16 protein-coding genes are annotated in these 16,080 nt (G+C 35.7%); 4 read left to right on the top strand and 12 right to left on the bottom strand.

Translation table 11 applies throughout. The annotated features are described in order from the left end of the window. Positions 1-100 precede the first annotated feature (100 nt). The 4 genes from B3D94_RS00160 to B3D94_RS00145 form a co-directional block, all read right to left on the bottom strand. Positions 101-676 (bottom strand): RloB family protein, encoded by a 576-nt coding sequence (locus B3D94_RS00160; RefSeq protein WP_291753205.1) that lies wholly within the window; start codon positions 674-676, stop codon positions 101-103. Then, positions 673-1,953, bottom strand: coding sequence for an AAA family ATPase (locus B3D94_RS00155; RefSeq protein ID WP_291753202.1), 1,281 nt, complete (start codon positions 1,951-1,953; stop codon positions 673-675). Before B3D94_RS00155 ends, B3D94_RS00160 begins: the two co-directional genes overlap by 4 nt. 99 nt (positions 1,954-2,052) lie before the next feature. Further along, the gene (locus tag B3D94_RS00150) at positions 2,053-2,979 is read right to left on the bottom strand and encodes an NAD-dependent epimerase/dehydratase family protein (protein ID WP_069480172.1); all 927 of its coding nucleotides are present in this window, start codon (positions 2,977-2,979) and stop codon (positions 2,053-2,055) included. 187 nt (positions 2,980-3,166) lie between these two features. Next, positions 3,167-3,694, bottom strand: a complete 528-nt coding sequence (locus B3D94_RS00145; RefSeq protein WP_069480171.1) for a YceI family protein — start codon at positions 3,692-3,694, stop codon at positions 3,167-3,169. Positions 3,695-4,118: 424 nt separating this feature from the next. On the opposite strand from B3D94_RS00145, the gene B3D94_RS00140 reads away from it, so the two are divergent. After that, positions 4,119-4,556 carry a VOC family protein gene (locus B3D94_RS00140; RefSeq protein ID WP_069480170.1) on the top strand — a complete coding sequence of 146 codons (438 nt, stop codon included), beginning with the start codon at positions 4,119-4,121 and terminating at the stop codon, positions 4,554-4,556. 149 nt (positions 4,557-4,705) lie between these two features. Here B3D94_RS00140 and srtB read toward each other — a convergent pair whose 3' ends face one another. The 8 genes from srtB to B3D94_RS00100 all read right to left on the bottom strand — a co-directional run bounded on the left by srtB (position 4,706) and on the right by B3D94_RS00100 (position 12,454). Beyond that, the gene (gene srtB, locus B3D94_RS00135) at positions 4,706-5,479 is read right to left on the bottom strand and encodes a class B sortase (RefSeq protein ID WP_291753194.1); all 774 of its coding nucleotides are present in this window, start codon (positions 5,477-5,479) and stop codon (positions 4,706-4,708) included. Between the two features lie 11 nt (positions 5,480-5,490). Beyond that, entirely contained in the window at positions 5,491-6,261 is a 771-nt protein-coding gene (locus B3D94_RS00130) for an ABC transporter ATP-binding protein (protein WP_291753191.1), read from the bottom strand. Between the two features lie 5 nt (positions 6,262-6,266). Then, positions 6,267-7,232, bottom strand: coding sequence for a FecCD family ABC transporter permease (locus B3D94_RS00125; protein ID WP_291753189.1), 966 nt, complete (start codon positions 7,230-7,232; stop codon positions 6,267-6,269). 93 nt (positions 7,233-7,325) lie between these two features. Continuing rightward, positions 7,326-8,231: a heme ABC transporter substrate-binding protein IsdE gene (gene isdE / locus B3D94_RS00120; protein ID WP_291753185.1), complete on the bottom strand. Its 906-nt coding sequence runs from the start codon at positions 8,229-8,231 to the stop codon at positions 7,326-7,328. Between the two features lie 4 nt (positions 8,232-8,235). Then, positions 8,236-9,519, bottom strand: coding sequence for an NEAT domain-containing protein (locus tag B3D94_RS00115; RefSeq protein WP_291753182.1), 1,284 nt, complete (start codon positions 9,517-9,519; stop codon positions 8,236-8,238). Between the two features lie 83 nt (positions 9,520-9,602). Then, a complete protein-coding gene (locus B3D94_RS00110; protein ID WP_069480164.1) occupies positions 9,603-11,033 on the bottom strand; it encodes an NEAT domain-containing protein in 1,431 nt (476 codons plus the stop codon). Between the two features lies 1 nt (position 11,034). After that, positions 11,035-11,652, bottom strand: a complete 618-nt coding sequence (gene isdC / locus B3D94_RS00105) for a heme uptake protein IsdC (RefSeq protein WP_254664222.1) — start codon at positions 11,650-11,652, stop codon at positions 11,035-11,037. Positions 11,653-11,881: 229 nt separating this feature from the next. Further along, complete coding sequence (locus tag B3D94_RS00100) at positions 11,882-12,454, bottom strand: manganese efflux pump (protein WP_069480162.1); 573 nt, start codon at positions 12,452-12,454, stop codon at positions 11,882-11,884. Positions 12,455-12,696: 242 nt separating this feature from the next. Here B3D94_RS00100 and B3D94_RS00095 point away from each other — a divergent pair, with 242 nt between their 5' ends. The 3 genes from B3D94_RS00095 to B3D94_RS00085 all read left to right on the top strand — a co-directional run bounded on the left by B3D94_RS00095 (position 12,697) and on the right by B3D94_RS00085 (position 16,004). Next, a complete protein-coding gene (locus tag B3D94_RS00095) occupies positions 12,697-13,569 on the top strand; it encodes a glycine betaine ABC transporter substrate-binding protein (protein ID WP_291753177.1) in 873 nt (290 codons plus the stop codon). A gap of 349 nt (positions 13,570-13,918) precedes the next feature. Continuing rightward, the gene (locus B3D94_RS00090; protein ID WP_291753175.1) at positions 13,919-14,824 is read left to right on the top strand and encodes a PucR family transcriptional regulator; all 906 of its coding nucleotides are present in this window, start codon (positions 13,919-13,921) and stop codon (positions 14,822-14,824) included. Between the two features lie 82 nt (positions 14,825-14,906). Beyond that, positions 14,907-16,004 (top strand): ABC transporter ATP-binding protein, encoded by a 1,098-nt coding sequence (locus B3D94_RS00085; protein ID WP_291753173.1) that lies wholly within the window; start codon positions 14,907-14,909, stop codon positions 16,002-16,004. The last annotated feature ends 76 nt before the right edge of the window (positions 16,005-16,080 follow it).

The raw sequence follows: 16,080 nt of genomic DNA, 5'->3' as shown, positions 1-16,080 counted from the left end.
AGACACTATATGTTTGTTTGGAATAAACATGCATTTATTTGACAATCTATCTCTGTTAAAGTAAAAAGTAGGCCTATTTAACATAAAGAACCTACCAATTTTAAAATATGTATCGTATCATTTCATGTATGTTACAGTAAGGATTGTCACGGCTCTCTGTATGACGAAGAGCCATCATGTCTGTACAATTTTTAATCGCTACCTCATGTCGTAATGCAATGGGGGCAATAATAGACTCATCAGCCTTATGACGGAAATATCGATTCACGCCAAGGTGTTGTTCCATTTTGTCATTTAAGACTGCTCGGGGGTATTTCTCCGAGCTATCTACTTCCTCAAAATGCAAAAGTAACCACAATTCAAAAGCTTCATTTGAATAGGCAATTTGAATCCCTTTTTCCTCACAAAATTGATTTACTTCCTCCAATTGCTTTTCTGTTAAATCATCCTTATCAAAAACAATCCAGACCTCATCAAAATATTGATAACTAGAATCCCTATAAGCATGTTGAGCAAGCTTAATTGCAGAACGTTTAACGTTTTTTATTTTAACACTCACCATTTTAGAGCGCTTCAAAATACGTAGCTGCTCAAAATAAATACGTTCCGTTTCACCTTCACAATAAATTAAAATAGTTTTCCGCAGTGTTCGGTTTCCTTGTTGACGTACTCTCACTGCTCAGATACCTCCGCTTCTTCTAAATATTGTTCAGATAAATATTCATTAATAACGGGCGTTGCGCCAAATTCTCCTTTTAAATAACGTTTTGCATATGAAAGGTCGCCACGCTTTTTTTGCAAGTCTGCAAAATCAAATAAAGAATAAAGCTCAGATTCATTTTTAAAGGTTTTATTAACAAACCAAATTTGATCGGACCGCAATGGCTGATCCAATAATTCTATTTCATGACTCGTCACGACAAATTGATTACTCGTATTGCGTTTACTATTCATGATTGCCATTAGAAATTCACAAATAGACACATGAAAAGCTGTATCAAATTCATCAATAAAAATAGTTTTTCCCTTATTATAAGCATCTACCATCACACAGGCTAAATGCAACATGCGTACTGTACCTTTAGAATCCATCGTCCAATTGATCGTCTCTGTCCCGATAGGGGCACCCTCTTCATCAAATGATAAATAATGCAGATCGATATCAACTTCTTGAATAATCTCAGGGGTGTCAAACTCGTAGTTAACTGTATTTTTTTCTCTGCGTTCCACACGTCTTACTGTGACATCTCGAATCGAAAAATCGGCAATTTTCAGCAGTTTGATGACCTCTTTTTTAAAAGGCTCTTCTTCAAGTTTACGAATAAGGGGATGACTTGATAACCGATTCGCTTCATCTAGAAACAGGATTTTATGTAAAAACCAATCGAATACCTTTAACGCATCTGAATCATTAAAAACATGGAGCACTGATAAAAAGGCTGTATTATTACGTGTATATTTTGTTAATTCCTGTGCCGTCGAATGAGCTGTTTCATACGAATAGTCCACACCATCCCATCGTCGGACAAAAAGCTCTTCCTTCAAATTATTAGTTGTCTTGTGAAGACGCTCATATAAAACTAAGGAAGCATTGTACTGAATTTCATAATCATACAAAGCTCCGTCCAAAAATAGCGAAATCATAAATTCTGTTGGTTTGCCCTGTTGACTTCCTAGCTTAAATGGTTGATAAGGCAGACGTAATTGTTTAACATTGTTTAAATTCTCAAAGTTAAAAAGTAAGGACCGCAAAACTTTAATTGTGGTAAATAGATTAGATTTACCACTTCCATTTGGCCCAAAAATAAATGCACTTTTCACTACACGAAGTGAATCATCCAATTGCATGGTATGGGTATCCTTCCACTTTCGCAGACGACTTCCTGCTACCATTGAAAATAATGTATCCTCTTTATAGCTTAAACAATTGTTTACTCTAAAATCTACAAGCATATGTAAGCCTCCATCCACATCCATTTCTTTAATGAATTATTATACTATAGACAAAGAAAAAGACATATTACACAGTGTAATATGCCAAATCCTCTATCGTTAAATTTCCGCTAATTTATCAACTTGTAAAGCATTCAGCGTACGTTCAATTCCCTCTGCAAAAGAAATTTTGGGTCTCCAACCAATTGCATTGGCTAATTTATCATTATTTAAAAATGAATGTTCAATATCTCCTTCTCGTACGGGTGCATATTGAATTTCAAGTGGATGATTTAAATGCTGAAGCAGTAAAATAACTTGATGAAGTGACCACGCTTCATTTGTGGACACATTGTAGATCCCTTGCAATCGTGCATGGACACCGGCATAAATGGCATCTGCAATATCATCCACGTAAATAAAGTCACGTGTCTGTTCACCATCACCATAAATTGTAAAGGGTTTTCCCTCCATACTACTTTTTAACATACTTGGGATGACAGCAGCTTCACCTTGCATTTGTTGCCTTGGACCGAAAACATTGGCGAATCTGTAAATAAGGATAGGTAACCGATAATCCTTTTGCCATTTCTCACAATAGGTTTCTCCAATGCTCTTGTTTAATCCATACATAGATATCGGTTCACAGACATCTGTTTCTTCTAGTGGAGGATAGTGACTATTTCCATACACTGCAGCTGAGGAGGCAAAAACGAAATGCTTTACCTTATATTTAGATGATAAAAAGAGCATTTGACTTAGCCCAACAATATTCGTCAAAATATCCTTTACTGGCTCCTGTAAGGATTGTTGAACACTCGTTTGTGCTGCACAATGAATCACCACATCGAAATGTGTCTCTTTAAAAAGATGCTCGCAAACCTCATCCTCCACATTTAAAAGATAAGATTTATGCTCAAAGTCAACATTCCGTAAGTGACCCGTACTTAAATTATCAATAATATAAACCGATGCTCCTTCTTCAAAAAAACGCCTACCTACTGCACTACCAATAAAACCATAGCCACCTGTCACTAATACATTCATCCTATCGCCCCCAAAAACAATATGATGATTTATATGCAGTATTTGCTAAAAATATGCAAGAAACATACTTAGTGGGATTTTTTTACAAAATATCATTACTAGAATATATCATAAGCCCATGCCTATTTTTGGACATATAAAAAGCATGCTCGAATATTACTTCAAGCATGCATGAAAAATCACTTTATTAAGCCGGGTTAATTTCTAACTCAACAGATACTTTAATATCTTTACCTACAAGAACTCCACCAGTTTCTAAGGCAGCATTCCAAGTTAAACCAAAGTCTTCTCGATTAATAGTTGTTTCAGCTTCAAAACCATATACTTCTTGACCCCATGGATTTGTACCTTTGCCGTTAAATTCTGTATCAAATGTTATTGATTTTGTTACACCTTTAATTGTTAAGTCACCTGTTACTGAATATTCATCGCTAGATTTTTTTGTAATATCTGTTGATTTAAACGTAATTGTTGGATATTGTTCAGCATCAAAGAAATCTGCTGCTTTTAAATGGTTATCGCGATCCTCACTACGTGTATTAATGCTTGCTGGATCAATTGTAAAGCTGATGTTTGCAGTAGTTAAGTCTGCAAGATCTGCCGCTTCAATGTCCGCTGTGTATTTGTCAAATACACCTTTCACTTTTGATACCATCATGTGTTTTACTTGAAAGTTAATTGCTGAGTGCCCTAAATCAATATTCCATTTTGCCATTTTAAAATTCCTCCAATAAGTTGATTTTATCTCGATTTCGAGATATATTTTAAAATATGAAGCAACTACAGTAATTATGTTACCCAACATTATTTAGGATAAACATTTGTAGTTACTTATCTTTTTTTACTACTTTAGTTATAAAAAGTAATTGATTACTTTATGTAACTAACTATATATTAATAATTAAATTACGTCAAGTAATTAAATAATTTTTTTATTAAAAGTTCATATTGAAAACTGAAATTTCCTATTCCACTGAACGTGCATGCGTTTATCCAAAGCCGTAGTAGCAAAAAATAAAGCATGACGGTAAAGAGATTTTTTAGAATCTTCGTTTGTACAGATACTTAAAATAGTTTGTGAAAATCAAGGTAGTTGTATAATTCTGCGAAAAGAACTTGATTTCAAGGAGGTATAAGATATGAAAATCAATAAAATGGATCATGTGAGTATAAACGTAAATGATCTTCCAGAGGCTAAAGCATTTTTTCTTGAGTTAGGACTTGAAGTAAAAGCAGAATGGGAATTGGAAGGAGAACAGTTAAGCCGAATAGTTGGGCTTAATCATGCTAAAACGGCATGTGTAGGATTGGGGATGCCTGACGGTCAGACATGGATAGAGCTAGTGAAATTTTACTCGCCATCAGATGACAAAGATATTCAGCAACCTCTTGCCAATACACTAGGAATCCGACATATTTGCTTTAATGTTGAAGATATTGAAGGTATTATAGCTAAATTGAAAAAAAGGGGTACAGAAATTTTTAGTGAGATACAGCAATATGAAGATAGTTATAAATTATGTTACGTTCGTGGTCCAGAGGGAATTATTTTAGAGCTGGGAGAGAAAATCAAATAAAAAGAAACTGAAATAATGTAGCATTTAAACGTAGACAACTGCTTATGGAGAGTAGACATTATGGCTAAAAAAAAAAAAATGGAGAACCTTGACAATAATGGTTCTCCTCCATAAAAGGGTGTCGAATTTTTCGTACTTCCCTACTATGCTTATTCTCCACGTTTTACTAATTTACCCTGCACAACAAAGCGATGATCGTCACTCATCACCGAATCCTTACAAGTAGACAATGTCAGTATTTTATCACTGGGACTTATAGCGACATTCATTTGTATGGATGAGCGCTTCTGAATGTCCTCTAGAAATTGCTGATAAGCTCCGTCACTTGTAAAGCCCGTTTCAATATAGTAGAAATCAATAGTTGTCTCATATGCAGCAAATACCTCGATATCATACCCTTCATATAAGGTATCTAAATAAATAATTGGATGGTCATCCGCATAATCTTGCTTTAAATAATTTTTTAGACTACCAAACATCGTATTATTTTTCATAGCATGACCATATAAAATTGTATTTCGATTCATAGAAAGAATATTATTCCGATAATCCATAAAGACACTTCCTGCACGACTTTCCTCGTCTCTAAAATTATGATTTAAATAAAACTCATTATTGTCAGCTTGTAGTACTGGATTATTTAACTTTGTTCCATCCACTGAAATCCATCCCACAATTTGACGGTTCATTGCTAATAAATCTTGGAATTGAGGTCTTATCGTTGAAGGAGCTTGAGTTTCTTCTTCTTGATTTACTGGCCGATCCTCAGTAGTGCTTAATGTAGCTTGATATATATCCTGCACTTCCTTCAGTGATTTTGATGTCTCATAGTACGTATATAAATACTTTGCCAGGGAAAATGCAGAAAATAAAAATATCGCTACATATAGAAATGTGACTAACTTCGACGCCTTCTTTTTCATCCTATCACCAATCATATCCCTATTGGCATCATATAATAGCCAAGTTGTTTATCTTCATTAAATACCGCGTCCACCCCATAAACCTCTTTAATAACATCTTTCGTGATCACATCATGTGGAGCACCTTCTGCGAATAGTTGACCATCCTTCATTAAAATAATATGGTCACTATAGCGAATAGCTTGATTAATATCATGAAGCACCATGATAATCGTTAAGCCGTGCTGCTCGTTTAATGTTTTGACAAGCTCTAATAATTCTAGTTGATAATAAATATCCAAATAGGTTGTCGGCTCGTCCAAGCATAGTATTTCAGATTGTTGTGCCAAAGCCATAGCAATCCAGACACGTTGGCGCTCCCCACCTGATAACGCCTCTAAATTTGTTGTACTCTTTTGTTGTAAATTTGTACAAGCCAGTGCCCATTCAATGGCTTTTGCATCTCCTTCATTGTCTTTTTTCAGCAATGTTTGATGGGGAAGACGACCAAAGCCGACTAATTTTTCAATTGTTAAATCTTTCGGTATATCGTTTTGCTGATACACTATCGCTAGTTTTTTAGCGAATTCCTTAGGCTTATAGTTTAGTAGGTCTTTATTTTCTAACAGGACATTCCCTGATTTAGGTAAATGAAGACGAGAGATAACACTTAATAAAGTTGATTTTCCACAGCCATTCGGGCCAATAATTGTTGTAATTTTGCCCTTTGTAATGGATGTTGAAACGCCATTTAGATGGTTACGTGTATGATCATGCGATACAATGATGTCTTGTATATCCATATTTGTCACTCTTTTCGTAATAAGAATATGAGGAAGGGTCCACCGATAATTGCCATAATTGTGGACGCTGGAATTTCAAGTGGTGCAACAATTGTACGTCCAATTGTATCTGCTGCTAAAATTAATAATGCTCCTGCCAGTGCTGTAAACGGAATAAGCACAGCATGATCATGACCAACCAATCTGCGAGCAATATGAGGTACTAATAGTCCCACAAATGAAATAACACCTGCAACAACAACTGAAACAGCTGCTAGTAAAACAGCCACGGCTGCAATTAATAACCGTGCTCGCGCAACTTGAAATCCTAAACTTTTAACAGTTTTGTCTTGTAATACGAGTAAATTACACCAACTATGTAAAGCAAGAGCACCTATTAATCCAATTGAACCATATGTCACAATTGTGGAAACATCTTTCCATGTTCGCATTGTTAAATTAGAACCAATCACACTAGATGCGGACATATTTAAGGAGCCACCTAAGCTAATCATAGCCTCGGTTAAGCCCGTAAACATAGCGTTAATCGCTATCCCTACTAAAATCAATTTGAGAGGGCTTAGCCCAGATTTCCAAGATAGTGCAAAGACAAGCGTACAGGCTAAGGCTCCGCCCATAAATGCTAAAACGGGTGTCATAAAAAATAATGTGGGGAAAAAGGCAACAATAAACAATTGAACAAATGCTGCACCCGAAGATATTCCGATGATCCCTGCATCTGCCAATGGATTACGCATCACCGATTGTAAAAGCACCCCAGAAACTGAAAGTGCGGCACCTGCAAATAATGCGACGATGATACGTGGGAAGCGTAAATCACGGATCGCATCCATTTGACTGTTCCCCTCCTCAAATAATGCCCCTATAAACTCAAAAAAGCCCATTTTAATGCTACCTGTTGTGGCTGAATAAATAACTGTCACAAGTAATAGAAAAATTACAAGTAAAAAACTGACGATTCTTTTTGTCATATCGGACTTCCTTTTTCTTTTTTATTCCGTATAGGATAAGAAAAACGCTCTATGACGAGTAAAATACTGATCATACGAGCGACATTCAAGTTACTATTTACGATAGAAAATTTCCATCAGCTGCCCTAAAGCCTGTGGTACCTGCAAGGAGGATGTCGTCCCGAATAATTCTTCCTCTAAATCATAGACTTTATCGTTTTTCACTGCTTCGAAATGTTTCCAAATATCATTTGTTTTAAATTCTTCATCAAACATTTTCACAACTTCATCGGGCATGCCATGTGATAAGCGCAAAATAATATCCGGATTGCTATTATGGAGGTATTCCGTATTAGAAGATAGATATTCTGCATCCTGTCCTTCCATTACATTGATACCTCCTGCTCGTTTCACAAGATCCCCAGCATACGAATTTTCTGTTGCTACTAAATAACTCCCTGGTATACCTAGTAATATTAATACCCGAGGACCTTCTTTATTCGCAGCTACACTTTGGGCTGCCTCGATGTTTTTCTGTAGATCTTTTACTAATGTATCCGCTTGGGCTTCACGATCATAGCGTTCTCCTAGAGATGTTATTTCCTTTAGCATGGCATCAACGCTTTGGAAATTAAGAAAATCAACAGGAATATTAAGTTGTTTAAATTTATCCTGTAAATCGTATTCTAAAGTTGAAACGGATAATACTTCTGTCGGATTTAATGACTTAACAATTTCCATATCTGGCTCCATCGCATTACCGATTGTTGGTAAACCATCAAAACGCTTTGCTAATTGCTTTTCAGTTTCTGGTACAGCAATTGCATCAAGCTCCAGCTTATCAAGGATATCTGCTATTACTACCGTCCCCGCAATGATACGTTGCTCACTATCTTCTGTTACCTGTTCTTTATCAGTAACTGTCTCTTTCTTTTCTGTTTGATCACTGCTACTACATGCAGCGAGAATTAGTGATAGTAATGTCAACAACAGTAACTTCAGTTTCCAATCTTTTTTCATTGTGTCATCCTCCACCCTGCTCAGTCATCTCATTTTTGGTTTTTCTAATACGCTTAATAAGTAACCAGCCTGACACTAGACATATAACGATCAGACCAATAATTTTTACGATGTTTAACGGTTCAATTGGTTGTTCTGCAACCGTTTTTTTCACTACAATTTTGTCCGTAGTTTCCTCTTTTGTTTTACTATCCTCTGATTCTTCTAAAGCTTTATCAGTTGGTTCATCAAGTGTACGATCAAATGTTAATTTTTCTTCCTTTGGTATAAGCAATGGTGATTGAATAGCTGGTAATGTCTGTGTGGCTTTGCTAGATAAACTTGCTTTACTTATTTGTACTTGTGGCTTTTGTACCTGCTCCTTAACCGTATCCACCAGCTTATCTTGTACAACTTGCTTAGTAGATTCTTCGTCGTTGAAGGGTTTGTGTAAAAGTGATGCGATCTGTTTTTGATTGAATGCTAGCTGAACAAAGTATTGATGATGATAAGAAATGTCAGGAATATCGATCTTCACCCACATTCTTAACGGCTGTGTTAAGTCCTCAACCTCAAATTCCACAATGCGTACATTATCTAAAAGTGAAACTTGCTTAGGTTCAATCTGATTTCCCTTATCATCTACCTGTAGACCTGTCACCCAAGCTGATTGTAAAATGGTCATTTGCACATAGTATCTACCATCCTTTTCAATAACCTTTGCGATTGGATTCACATAGTTATTCATAATAGAAGGTTCATTTTTACCATCCGCTAATAATACATAATCCACTGCCCATTCTAGTCCCTTTGTTTCTTCAACAACTAAGTTTTCAGCATCATCCGTCTTGTTTTCTTCCTGAGGAACTGTCGGTGTAAGTCCCGCCATTTCTATTTGTATCTCTTGAGTGAACGAAATATATGGTTCTTCAGGTGCAAGCTCTACATGACCCTTTATAACAATCGGATCTTGTAATGCCAAAACATCAAACTGAACTAAATTTTCTATATCTTGAGTCCAAGAAATTTCATTACCAAGCTGTTCGATATGTATGTCACGTACAGAATATGGCTGTTCTAGTACCAAAGCTAATTGATACTGTCCATCCTTTACGGTGAGAGTTGCTTTATGTTTAAAAAGGTTTTCTTCAAATCCCTCAATAGGAGAAAAACTTAGTTCAACTTGATAACTACCATCTATTATGCCAAGATTTTCAGCTTTTGCTTGCATAAAAATGGATGGAGGAAAAGCAAGCAATAAAACTGCCAAAACAGCCAAAATACAAATGTGCTTTTTTATGATTGTCATTGCATAGTCTCCTCCCATTTTAAACACATAGGAACTTCCTCCCCCATAAAATATGAGAAAGGAAGTTGCTGTAAAAATTCTTATTATTTATTCATATATTGCAAAGAGCCATTTAAAATTTTCGCCATATGTGAACGTTTTAATGGGCTATTTGCATCAATAACTGTTTTACCATCAGCAGTTGGAGAACCAGTCATTACTTTACCTGCATATAGAAGTGCAAAGGCTTTTTTTGCTTCTTCATCTTTCACTTTTGCTCCATCAGCATAGTAAGAAAGACTTGTATCACCAAAGCTCATTTCTTTTCCTGCTACATGTGTTACAGTGCGATAAATCATTACAGCTGCTTGTTGACGAGTAAGTGTATCATTTGGATTGAAGTTTGTAGCTTTTTTAACAATCCCAGCTTCAGCTAATGCATTAATTGCTTGAACAGCTTCCGCACTAAGCTTCCCTGTATCTTTAAATCCAGCATCTTTTGTAGAAGATACGTTCAATGAACGTGCTACCATTAAAGCAAATTGAGAACGTGTAATGTTGTCATTTGGTCTAAAATTGTCTTGTGCCTTCACAATTCCTAAGCTGTAAAGTGATAGAATAGCATCTTTATTCGCATCTTTACTAATGTCCTTAAATGGATTAATAACTGGCTTCACTGCACCTTCCACAGCAAAGCTAAATTGTACTGTATGATTCGAATCATACTTCACACCTTGTGCTGGCTCATTTACAACGATGTGTAATTGAGCATTTACCAGTTTCTTCAAATCTGCAACTTCAAATGAATATGTGCGTGAATTTGTTGCATCATCTTGTTTCACTAAAGTAGCTTCTTTCCCCTCTACAGTGAAACCTTTTACATATTGACCTTGAGGGAATGTCATTGTCACAACATTTTTACCTTCTTTTACAGTAACCCCTACTTTTGGTGCGATATATTGTTTCATCATTGATTCTTCTGTTGTACCATCTTTGTAAACAGTGACAGCTACTTCATTCACATTCACTTTCACTTCTTCTTTTACTTCTTTCACTGCTTTTAAATCAAAGTCATACCATTTATCCATATTTGCGGACGGAACGACTACATGAATTTTTGCTGATTTAACTTCATCAACAACAACAGGGAAACTGTATGTAATTGTACCATCGCTATTTTTTACTTCTTTAGCATCTACAAAAGTATCGCCTTGTTTTGTTTGTAGACCTGCAATCATTGGTGCTGATTTAGCTGTAATTGTTAATTGAGCTTCAAATTTACCGTCTTTTTCAACGATTGTTCCTTGTGGTACTAAATGAGAACTAATTGCAGGCTGTGCTTCTGTCGTACCTGTTTTAAAAATTTGGAAATTAATAGCTGAATCTGTTTTAGCAGCTTTCGTTGTTTCTGCTTTCACTTCTGTATTTGTTGTGACTAATTCTGCCGCAGATGCAAAGGAAGGAACTGTTAGAGATGCTGCTAACAATGAAGCTAGTACGATTTTAGTTGCGCGTGATTGACGTTTTTTTGCCATTTTATTGACCCTCCGTTTTTGTTTGTAGTTTTTTTCTATAAAGTAAAAATGCTGACCCCACTAATGCAACGATTAAAAGATAAGGTGTTGTATCACCTGTTTGTGGATTGGGCACTTGACTTTCAGTTGTAGTTGCTGAAGAAGTTGGTTGTGATTTACTGGATTCTGTCTGTTGAGTAGAAGCAGTTGCTGAGCTTGCAATTGATGTAGCATCAAATACAAGTGATACACTGTATTCATGATGATAATTGATGTCATCAATATCAATTTTCATCGCTGTTACTACAGGTTTTGTTAGGTCTTTAACGGTGAATTGTACAGTTCGTGTATCCGCTGCTTGATCTTCATTTACTACAGTTGCTCCACCTGGTGGTTGAAATTTCGTAATCCATGCACTGTTTTTTAATGTAATTTGTACTACTGCAGTGCCATTTTTCACCGTAACCTTCGCGGGTTTTACAAAATAATCATTAGCAATTGATGCGGAATTACTCTCAGGTTTATTGACCTGATATTTTATCGAATGAGTGCCATCAGCCAGTTGAGCAGATGCTTGAGTTAACCCGAAGTTAACGACAAAAATACTAACAAGCATGATCAACATGAGCATTTTCTTCATGTGTTGCACGCCTCCCTTAGTCATAATAAAACATCCTAATTGATAGATTCCCTTCCACGAAAGCACTTTCATGTAAACGAAAATAATTCTCAATTACGATTCTACTCCCAAGAATAATCGTTACTGCCAGTCACTGTCAACCGTTAATCCAAATTCGTCCTCAATATGTCAAATTTTCCTCCTAATAAAAAGAATATCACCAAAATTTGGTGATATTCTCGCTCTTATTTTATTTAGCAAAAATCTCTAAAATACCGATCAACAATAATAGCCATCCTGAAATGGCTGTTGAATGCCTGCCAATAAACGTTTTGGAGAGCAATGCGCCACATTGACTGCCTACTCCCACCGTAACAAATGAAAAGACACCAATGGAAATTACTGTCCATATTGCAGAAATGCCATTTGCTCCAATGGCAATACCTCCTGCTAAGCAATTGGCTGACAATATAAATCCGAGTGCCATTGCCTCTCGAGTTGAGATGACTAAATTTTTATCTTCATCAAATAGTTCAGGGTTACCCGCTATTCGTTGATTAGAAAAGTTATTGGACATCAAGGTCCATATGCCAATAACACATAATAGTAAACTTCCTAATAAATTGGCAGTATGCGGTGAAATATATTCAACAACAGTGCTGCCAGCTGTTACTGCTACATATGTGACAATCATTGACATGCCAGCGATCACTGCATTCGATAAAATAGGAATTTTAACTTGCTTGACACCATAGGCTAGGCCAATCCCCAAATTATCTAGATTCGCAGCAATTCCTATTAGAATAATAGTAATCCAGTGCACACTAAGCCTCCTCAAAACCCAGTCTCCATTTTCACCTATCATATGTAATCGTGTTAAAAATCTATGGGCATTTTAGAACCCTGTTCAGAACCTTTTCCGTAATGAATCCTCCATTTTATTGCATGAGTTACATGAATCGTCAATTTGACAAAAGTAACAACTTCTATATAAAATTAAGTTGTTACTTGTTAATATTTATTAATTTTCACTAGGATGTAAGTAATTATTGAAAGGGGAATTTGATGAGATATTTAAAAGTATGGAAGATAGGATTTGCTTTATCATGCCTACTAGTATTAGCTGCATGTGGTTCTGCTGATGCGGGTACAAAAGATAAAAAAGAAATTAACTTGGCATATGTTGAATGGGATACAGAGGTTGCTTCTACCCATGTAATAGGACAAGTATTGGAGAATTTAGGATATGATGTGACGCTCACACCATTAGACAATGGCATTATGTGGGAGGCACTTGCGAACGGTGAGGTTGACGGTATGGTATCTGCCTGGTTACCCCAAACACACGCTCCACAAGTAGAGAAATACAAAGATAAAATTGAGAATCTAGGTGAAAACCTTACTGGTGCTAAAATTGGCTTAGTCGTTCCAAGTTATATGGACGTTAATTCCATTAAAGACTTAACAAATCAAGCCAATAAAACAATTACAGGTATTGAACCAGGAGCTAATATGATGGCCACAACAGAAAATGCCTATAAGGAATATGACAATCTAAAAGGCTGGAATGTACTAACCTCTTCTGCTGGTGCCATGACCGCAGCCCTTAGTCAAGCCATTTCGAATCATGAAGAAATCATCATTACAGGTTGGTCACCCCACTGGATCTTTAATGCCTACGATTTAAAATATTTAGAAGATCCAAAAGGTTTATATGGTACGGAAGAATATATTGGTACATTTGCTCGTAAAGGATTAAAGAAAGATGCTTCCGAGGCATATGATGTCCTAAATCGTTTCCATTGGACTGCCGAAGATATTGAAAGTGTGATGTTTGATATTATGGAAGGTATGAGTGCCACAGACGCTGCAAAAAAATGGATTAACAATAATCAAGATAAAGTAGCCGAATGGACAAAAGATGTAAAAACACCATAAATGAAAAAGATCCATTTACTGATTATTAGTAAATGGATCTTTTTCATTAACTACTTCTAACTGGAATCCCCCTTTTAGAAATGATCATCTTGAGACTAGTTTCTAATTTTGGACCCTATGCTTTAATGAATAAAAACTTTCTTTTTACTCTTATTGGCCTCCACAATATATTATCTTCATATCTATGAATTTATTTATACATCTTAACTTTTTTAACCCCAACATTTATTATTACTAATAATGATAGAAAAACTTAAGCACGTTTGATCATACATCTTTTATGAAATTATTTCCCGAATGCCCTTTCAGTTAAATTTTTTACTATAAATCGAAAGAAAAGGAGTCTTTCATGAACTTAAATCTCAAAGCATTGTTTCCTTCCTATCGTTATTTTCGTTCAAAGCCAACTCAACTATCACATGATTCTCATATTTTTTATCATCACGAAACTAAGGAATGGTTTTCTATTTCCAAGCATGAGGTTTCACAGCGGGACTACGAATGGTTGACGGTTTTTTATACTGAAGTTACCTCTTCGCTAGTTCAGGCATCAGATTTATGGTATGAATTTATTTATTCAAATGGTGACATACCATCCAAGTTAACGTTTAACAAAGCACGGGTTATTCAAATAACGTTTATTAACGAAAATCCTCCTTTAGAAGCTTTAAAAGAAGCGCTTTATAATTTTTTTCAGGAGGATACGGTATTCCTTCAAGTTGCTAAAAATCAATTTTTACTTATTGAACCTGAAAAACATTCAATACGTGAGAAGGAAGATTTTATTGCCCTTATCCGTACGATTGAAGCCGATTTTTATGTTCGCATCCATTTATATTTGGGAGAATTTTATGCAATCAATCAGGATTTTTCCGTTAAATTCCAAAGGGAAGCACAATGGTTCAAGGAATGCTTACATTTAAGATTTGCTGAACCTTATTATTCATTTCAAACGATATTTCCTATTTTACTAACAGAACAATTGCCCACTTCTATTCTTAAATTTATCGAGGAGCAAATTATTATACCTTTAAGATCTGACAAGGAATTACTGGAAACGGTTAAAACCTTTTGTGAATGTGGTTTCAATATTTCTATGACATCAAAAAAATTACATATGCATCGTAATACGCTTACCTATCGATTATCCAAGTTCCAAGAAATCACCAATATTCATATCAAAAATCTAGATGGTGTTATTCTTGTTTACTTTGCTAGTTATCTTTGGTCATTTTTACAAAATGCACAAAAATAATTAACTGAAAATTATGCACATTAAACATAGGTTTTCTTCATTACTTTATTTACACTGAATAAAAGAACAAGGGGGATTAAACATGGAGAAAATTGTACTTAATCATATTTATAAAATATATGATGGCGGTGTAAATGCTGTATCTGATTTTAATTTAACTGTTCAGGATCAAGAGTTTATTGTACTTGTTGGTCCTTCAGGTTGTGGCAAATCAACAACATTACGTATGATCGCTGGATTAGAGGAAATTTCGGAAGGCGATTTTTTAATTGACAACAAGAAAATGAATGATGTGCCATCTAAGGAACGTGATATTGCGATGGTCTTTCAAAACTATGCTCTCTATCCACATATGACGGTATATGACAACATGGCATTTGGCTTAAAGCTCCGTAAGTTTTCAAAACTACAAATTCAAGAACGTGTCCACAATGCAGCAGCCATACTTGATTTAGAAAAGTATTTAGATCGTAAGCCTAAAGCTTTATCAGGTGGTCAAAGACAACGAGTTGCCCTTGGTCGAGCAATCGTCCGAGATGCAAATATTTTCTTAATGGACGAACCATTGTCCAATTTAGATGCAAAACTACGCGTGCAAATGCGTGCAGAAATTACTAAGCTCCATCGACGTTTAAAAACAACGACAATCTACGTAACACATGACCAAACTGAAGCCATGACAATGGCAACACGTCTTGTCGTCATGAAAGACGGTATTGTTCAACAAGTCGGTACACCTGAAGAAGTATACGGTTTACCTGAAAATAAATTCGTTGGTGGTTTTATAGGCTCACCATCGATGAACTTTTTTAAAGGGATTTTCCATGAAAAAGGGTTTCAAATAGGGTCTATTTCATTAACCCTTCCTGCAGAAAAATCCAAATTATTAGTAGAAAAAGGTTATTTACAAAAAGAGCTGATCTTGGGCATTCGTCCTGAACATATTTATGAAAATTCTTCTGTCCATTCAGAGCCGTTCTTCTCAGCTATTGAGGCAGATATCGATGTATCCGAATTAACAGGGGCTGAGCTGATGTTACATTCACAGTTAAATGGTCAGCCCTATATTGCACGTGTAAACTCTGATACTCGAATAACTCAGGGTCAGGTAGCAAACCTACTATTTGATATGTCACGCGCTCATTTCTTTGACTTAGAATCAGAACAGCGTATTCGGTAGAGTAAAAGCTTTATTGAAAGGGATTCAGATAACAAGTCAGTTTCCCTTTTACAGTTCAACATTGGTTTTTTAGCTA

It is taken from the genome of Lysinibacillus sp. UBA5990, from assembly GCF_002429815.1.
GTDB classification, from domain to species: domain Bacteria; phylum Bacillota; class Bacilli; order Bacillales_A; family Planococcaceae; genus Lysinibacillus; species Lysinibacillus fusiformis.
This window is presented reverse-complemented; position numbering and strand designations above follow the sequence as displayed.

Excerpts from the sequence above, each read along its gene's own strand:
- B3D94_RS00085 (WP_291753173.1), top strand. The coding sequence starts at position 14,907 with ATGGAGAAAATTGTACTTAATCATATTTATAAAATATATGATGGCGGT.
- B3D94_RS00140 (WP_069480170.1), top strand. The coding sequence starts at position 4,119 with ATGAAAATCAATAAAATGGATCATGTGAGTATAAACGTAAATGATCTT.
- B3D94_RS00150 (WP_069480172.1), bottom strand. The coding sequence starts at position 2,979 with ATGAATGTATTAGTGACAGGTGGCTATGGTTTTATTGGTAGTGCAGTA.
- isdC (WP_254664222.1), bottom strand. The coding sequence starts at position 11,652 with ATGAAGAAAATGCTCATGTTGATCATGCTTGTTAGTATTTTTGTCGTT.
- B3D94_RS00090 (WP_291753175.1), top strand. The coding sequence starts at position 13,919 with ATGAACTTAAATCTCAAAGCATTGTTTCCTTCCTATCGTTATTTTCGT.
- B3D94_RS00155 (WP_291753202.1), bottom strand. The coding sequence starts at position 1,953 with ATGCTTGTAGATTTTAGAGTAAACAATTGTTTAAGCTATAAAGAGGAT.
- B3D94_RS00115 (WP_291753182.1), bottom strand. The coding sequence starts at position 9,519 with ATGACAATCATAAAAAAGCACATTTGTATTTTGGCTGTTTTGGCAGTT.
- isdE (WP_291753185.1), bottom strand. The coding sequence starts at position 8,231 with ATGAAAAAAGATTGGAAACTGAAGTTACTGTTGTTGACATTACTATCA.
- B3D94_RS00125 (WP_291753189.1), bottom strand. The coding sequence starts at position 7,232 with ATGACAAAAAGAATCGTCAGTTTTTTACTTGTAATTTTTCTATTACTT.
- B3D94_RS00095 (WP_291753177.1), top strand. The coding sequence starts at position 12,697 with ATGAGATATTTAAAAGTATGGAAGATAGGATTTGCTTTATCATGCCTA.
- srtB (WP_291753194.1), bottom strand. The coding sequence starts at position 5,479 with ATGAAAAAGAAGGCGTCGAAGTTAGTCACATTTCTATATGTAGCGATA.
- B3D94_RS00130 (WP_291753191.1), bottom strand. The coding sequence starts at position 6,261 with ATGGATATACAAGACATCATTGTATCGCATGATCATACACGTAACCAT.
- B3D94_RS00110 (WP_069480164.1), bottom strand. The coding sequence starts at position 11,033 with ATGGCAAAAAAACGTCAATCACGCGCAACTAAAATCGTACTAGCTTCA.
- B3D94_RS00145 (WP_069480171.1), bottom strand. The coding sequence starts at position 3,694 with ATGGCAAAATGGAATATTGATTTAGGGCACTCAGCAATTAACTTTCAA.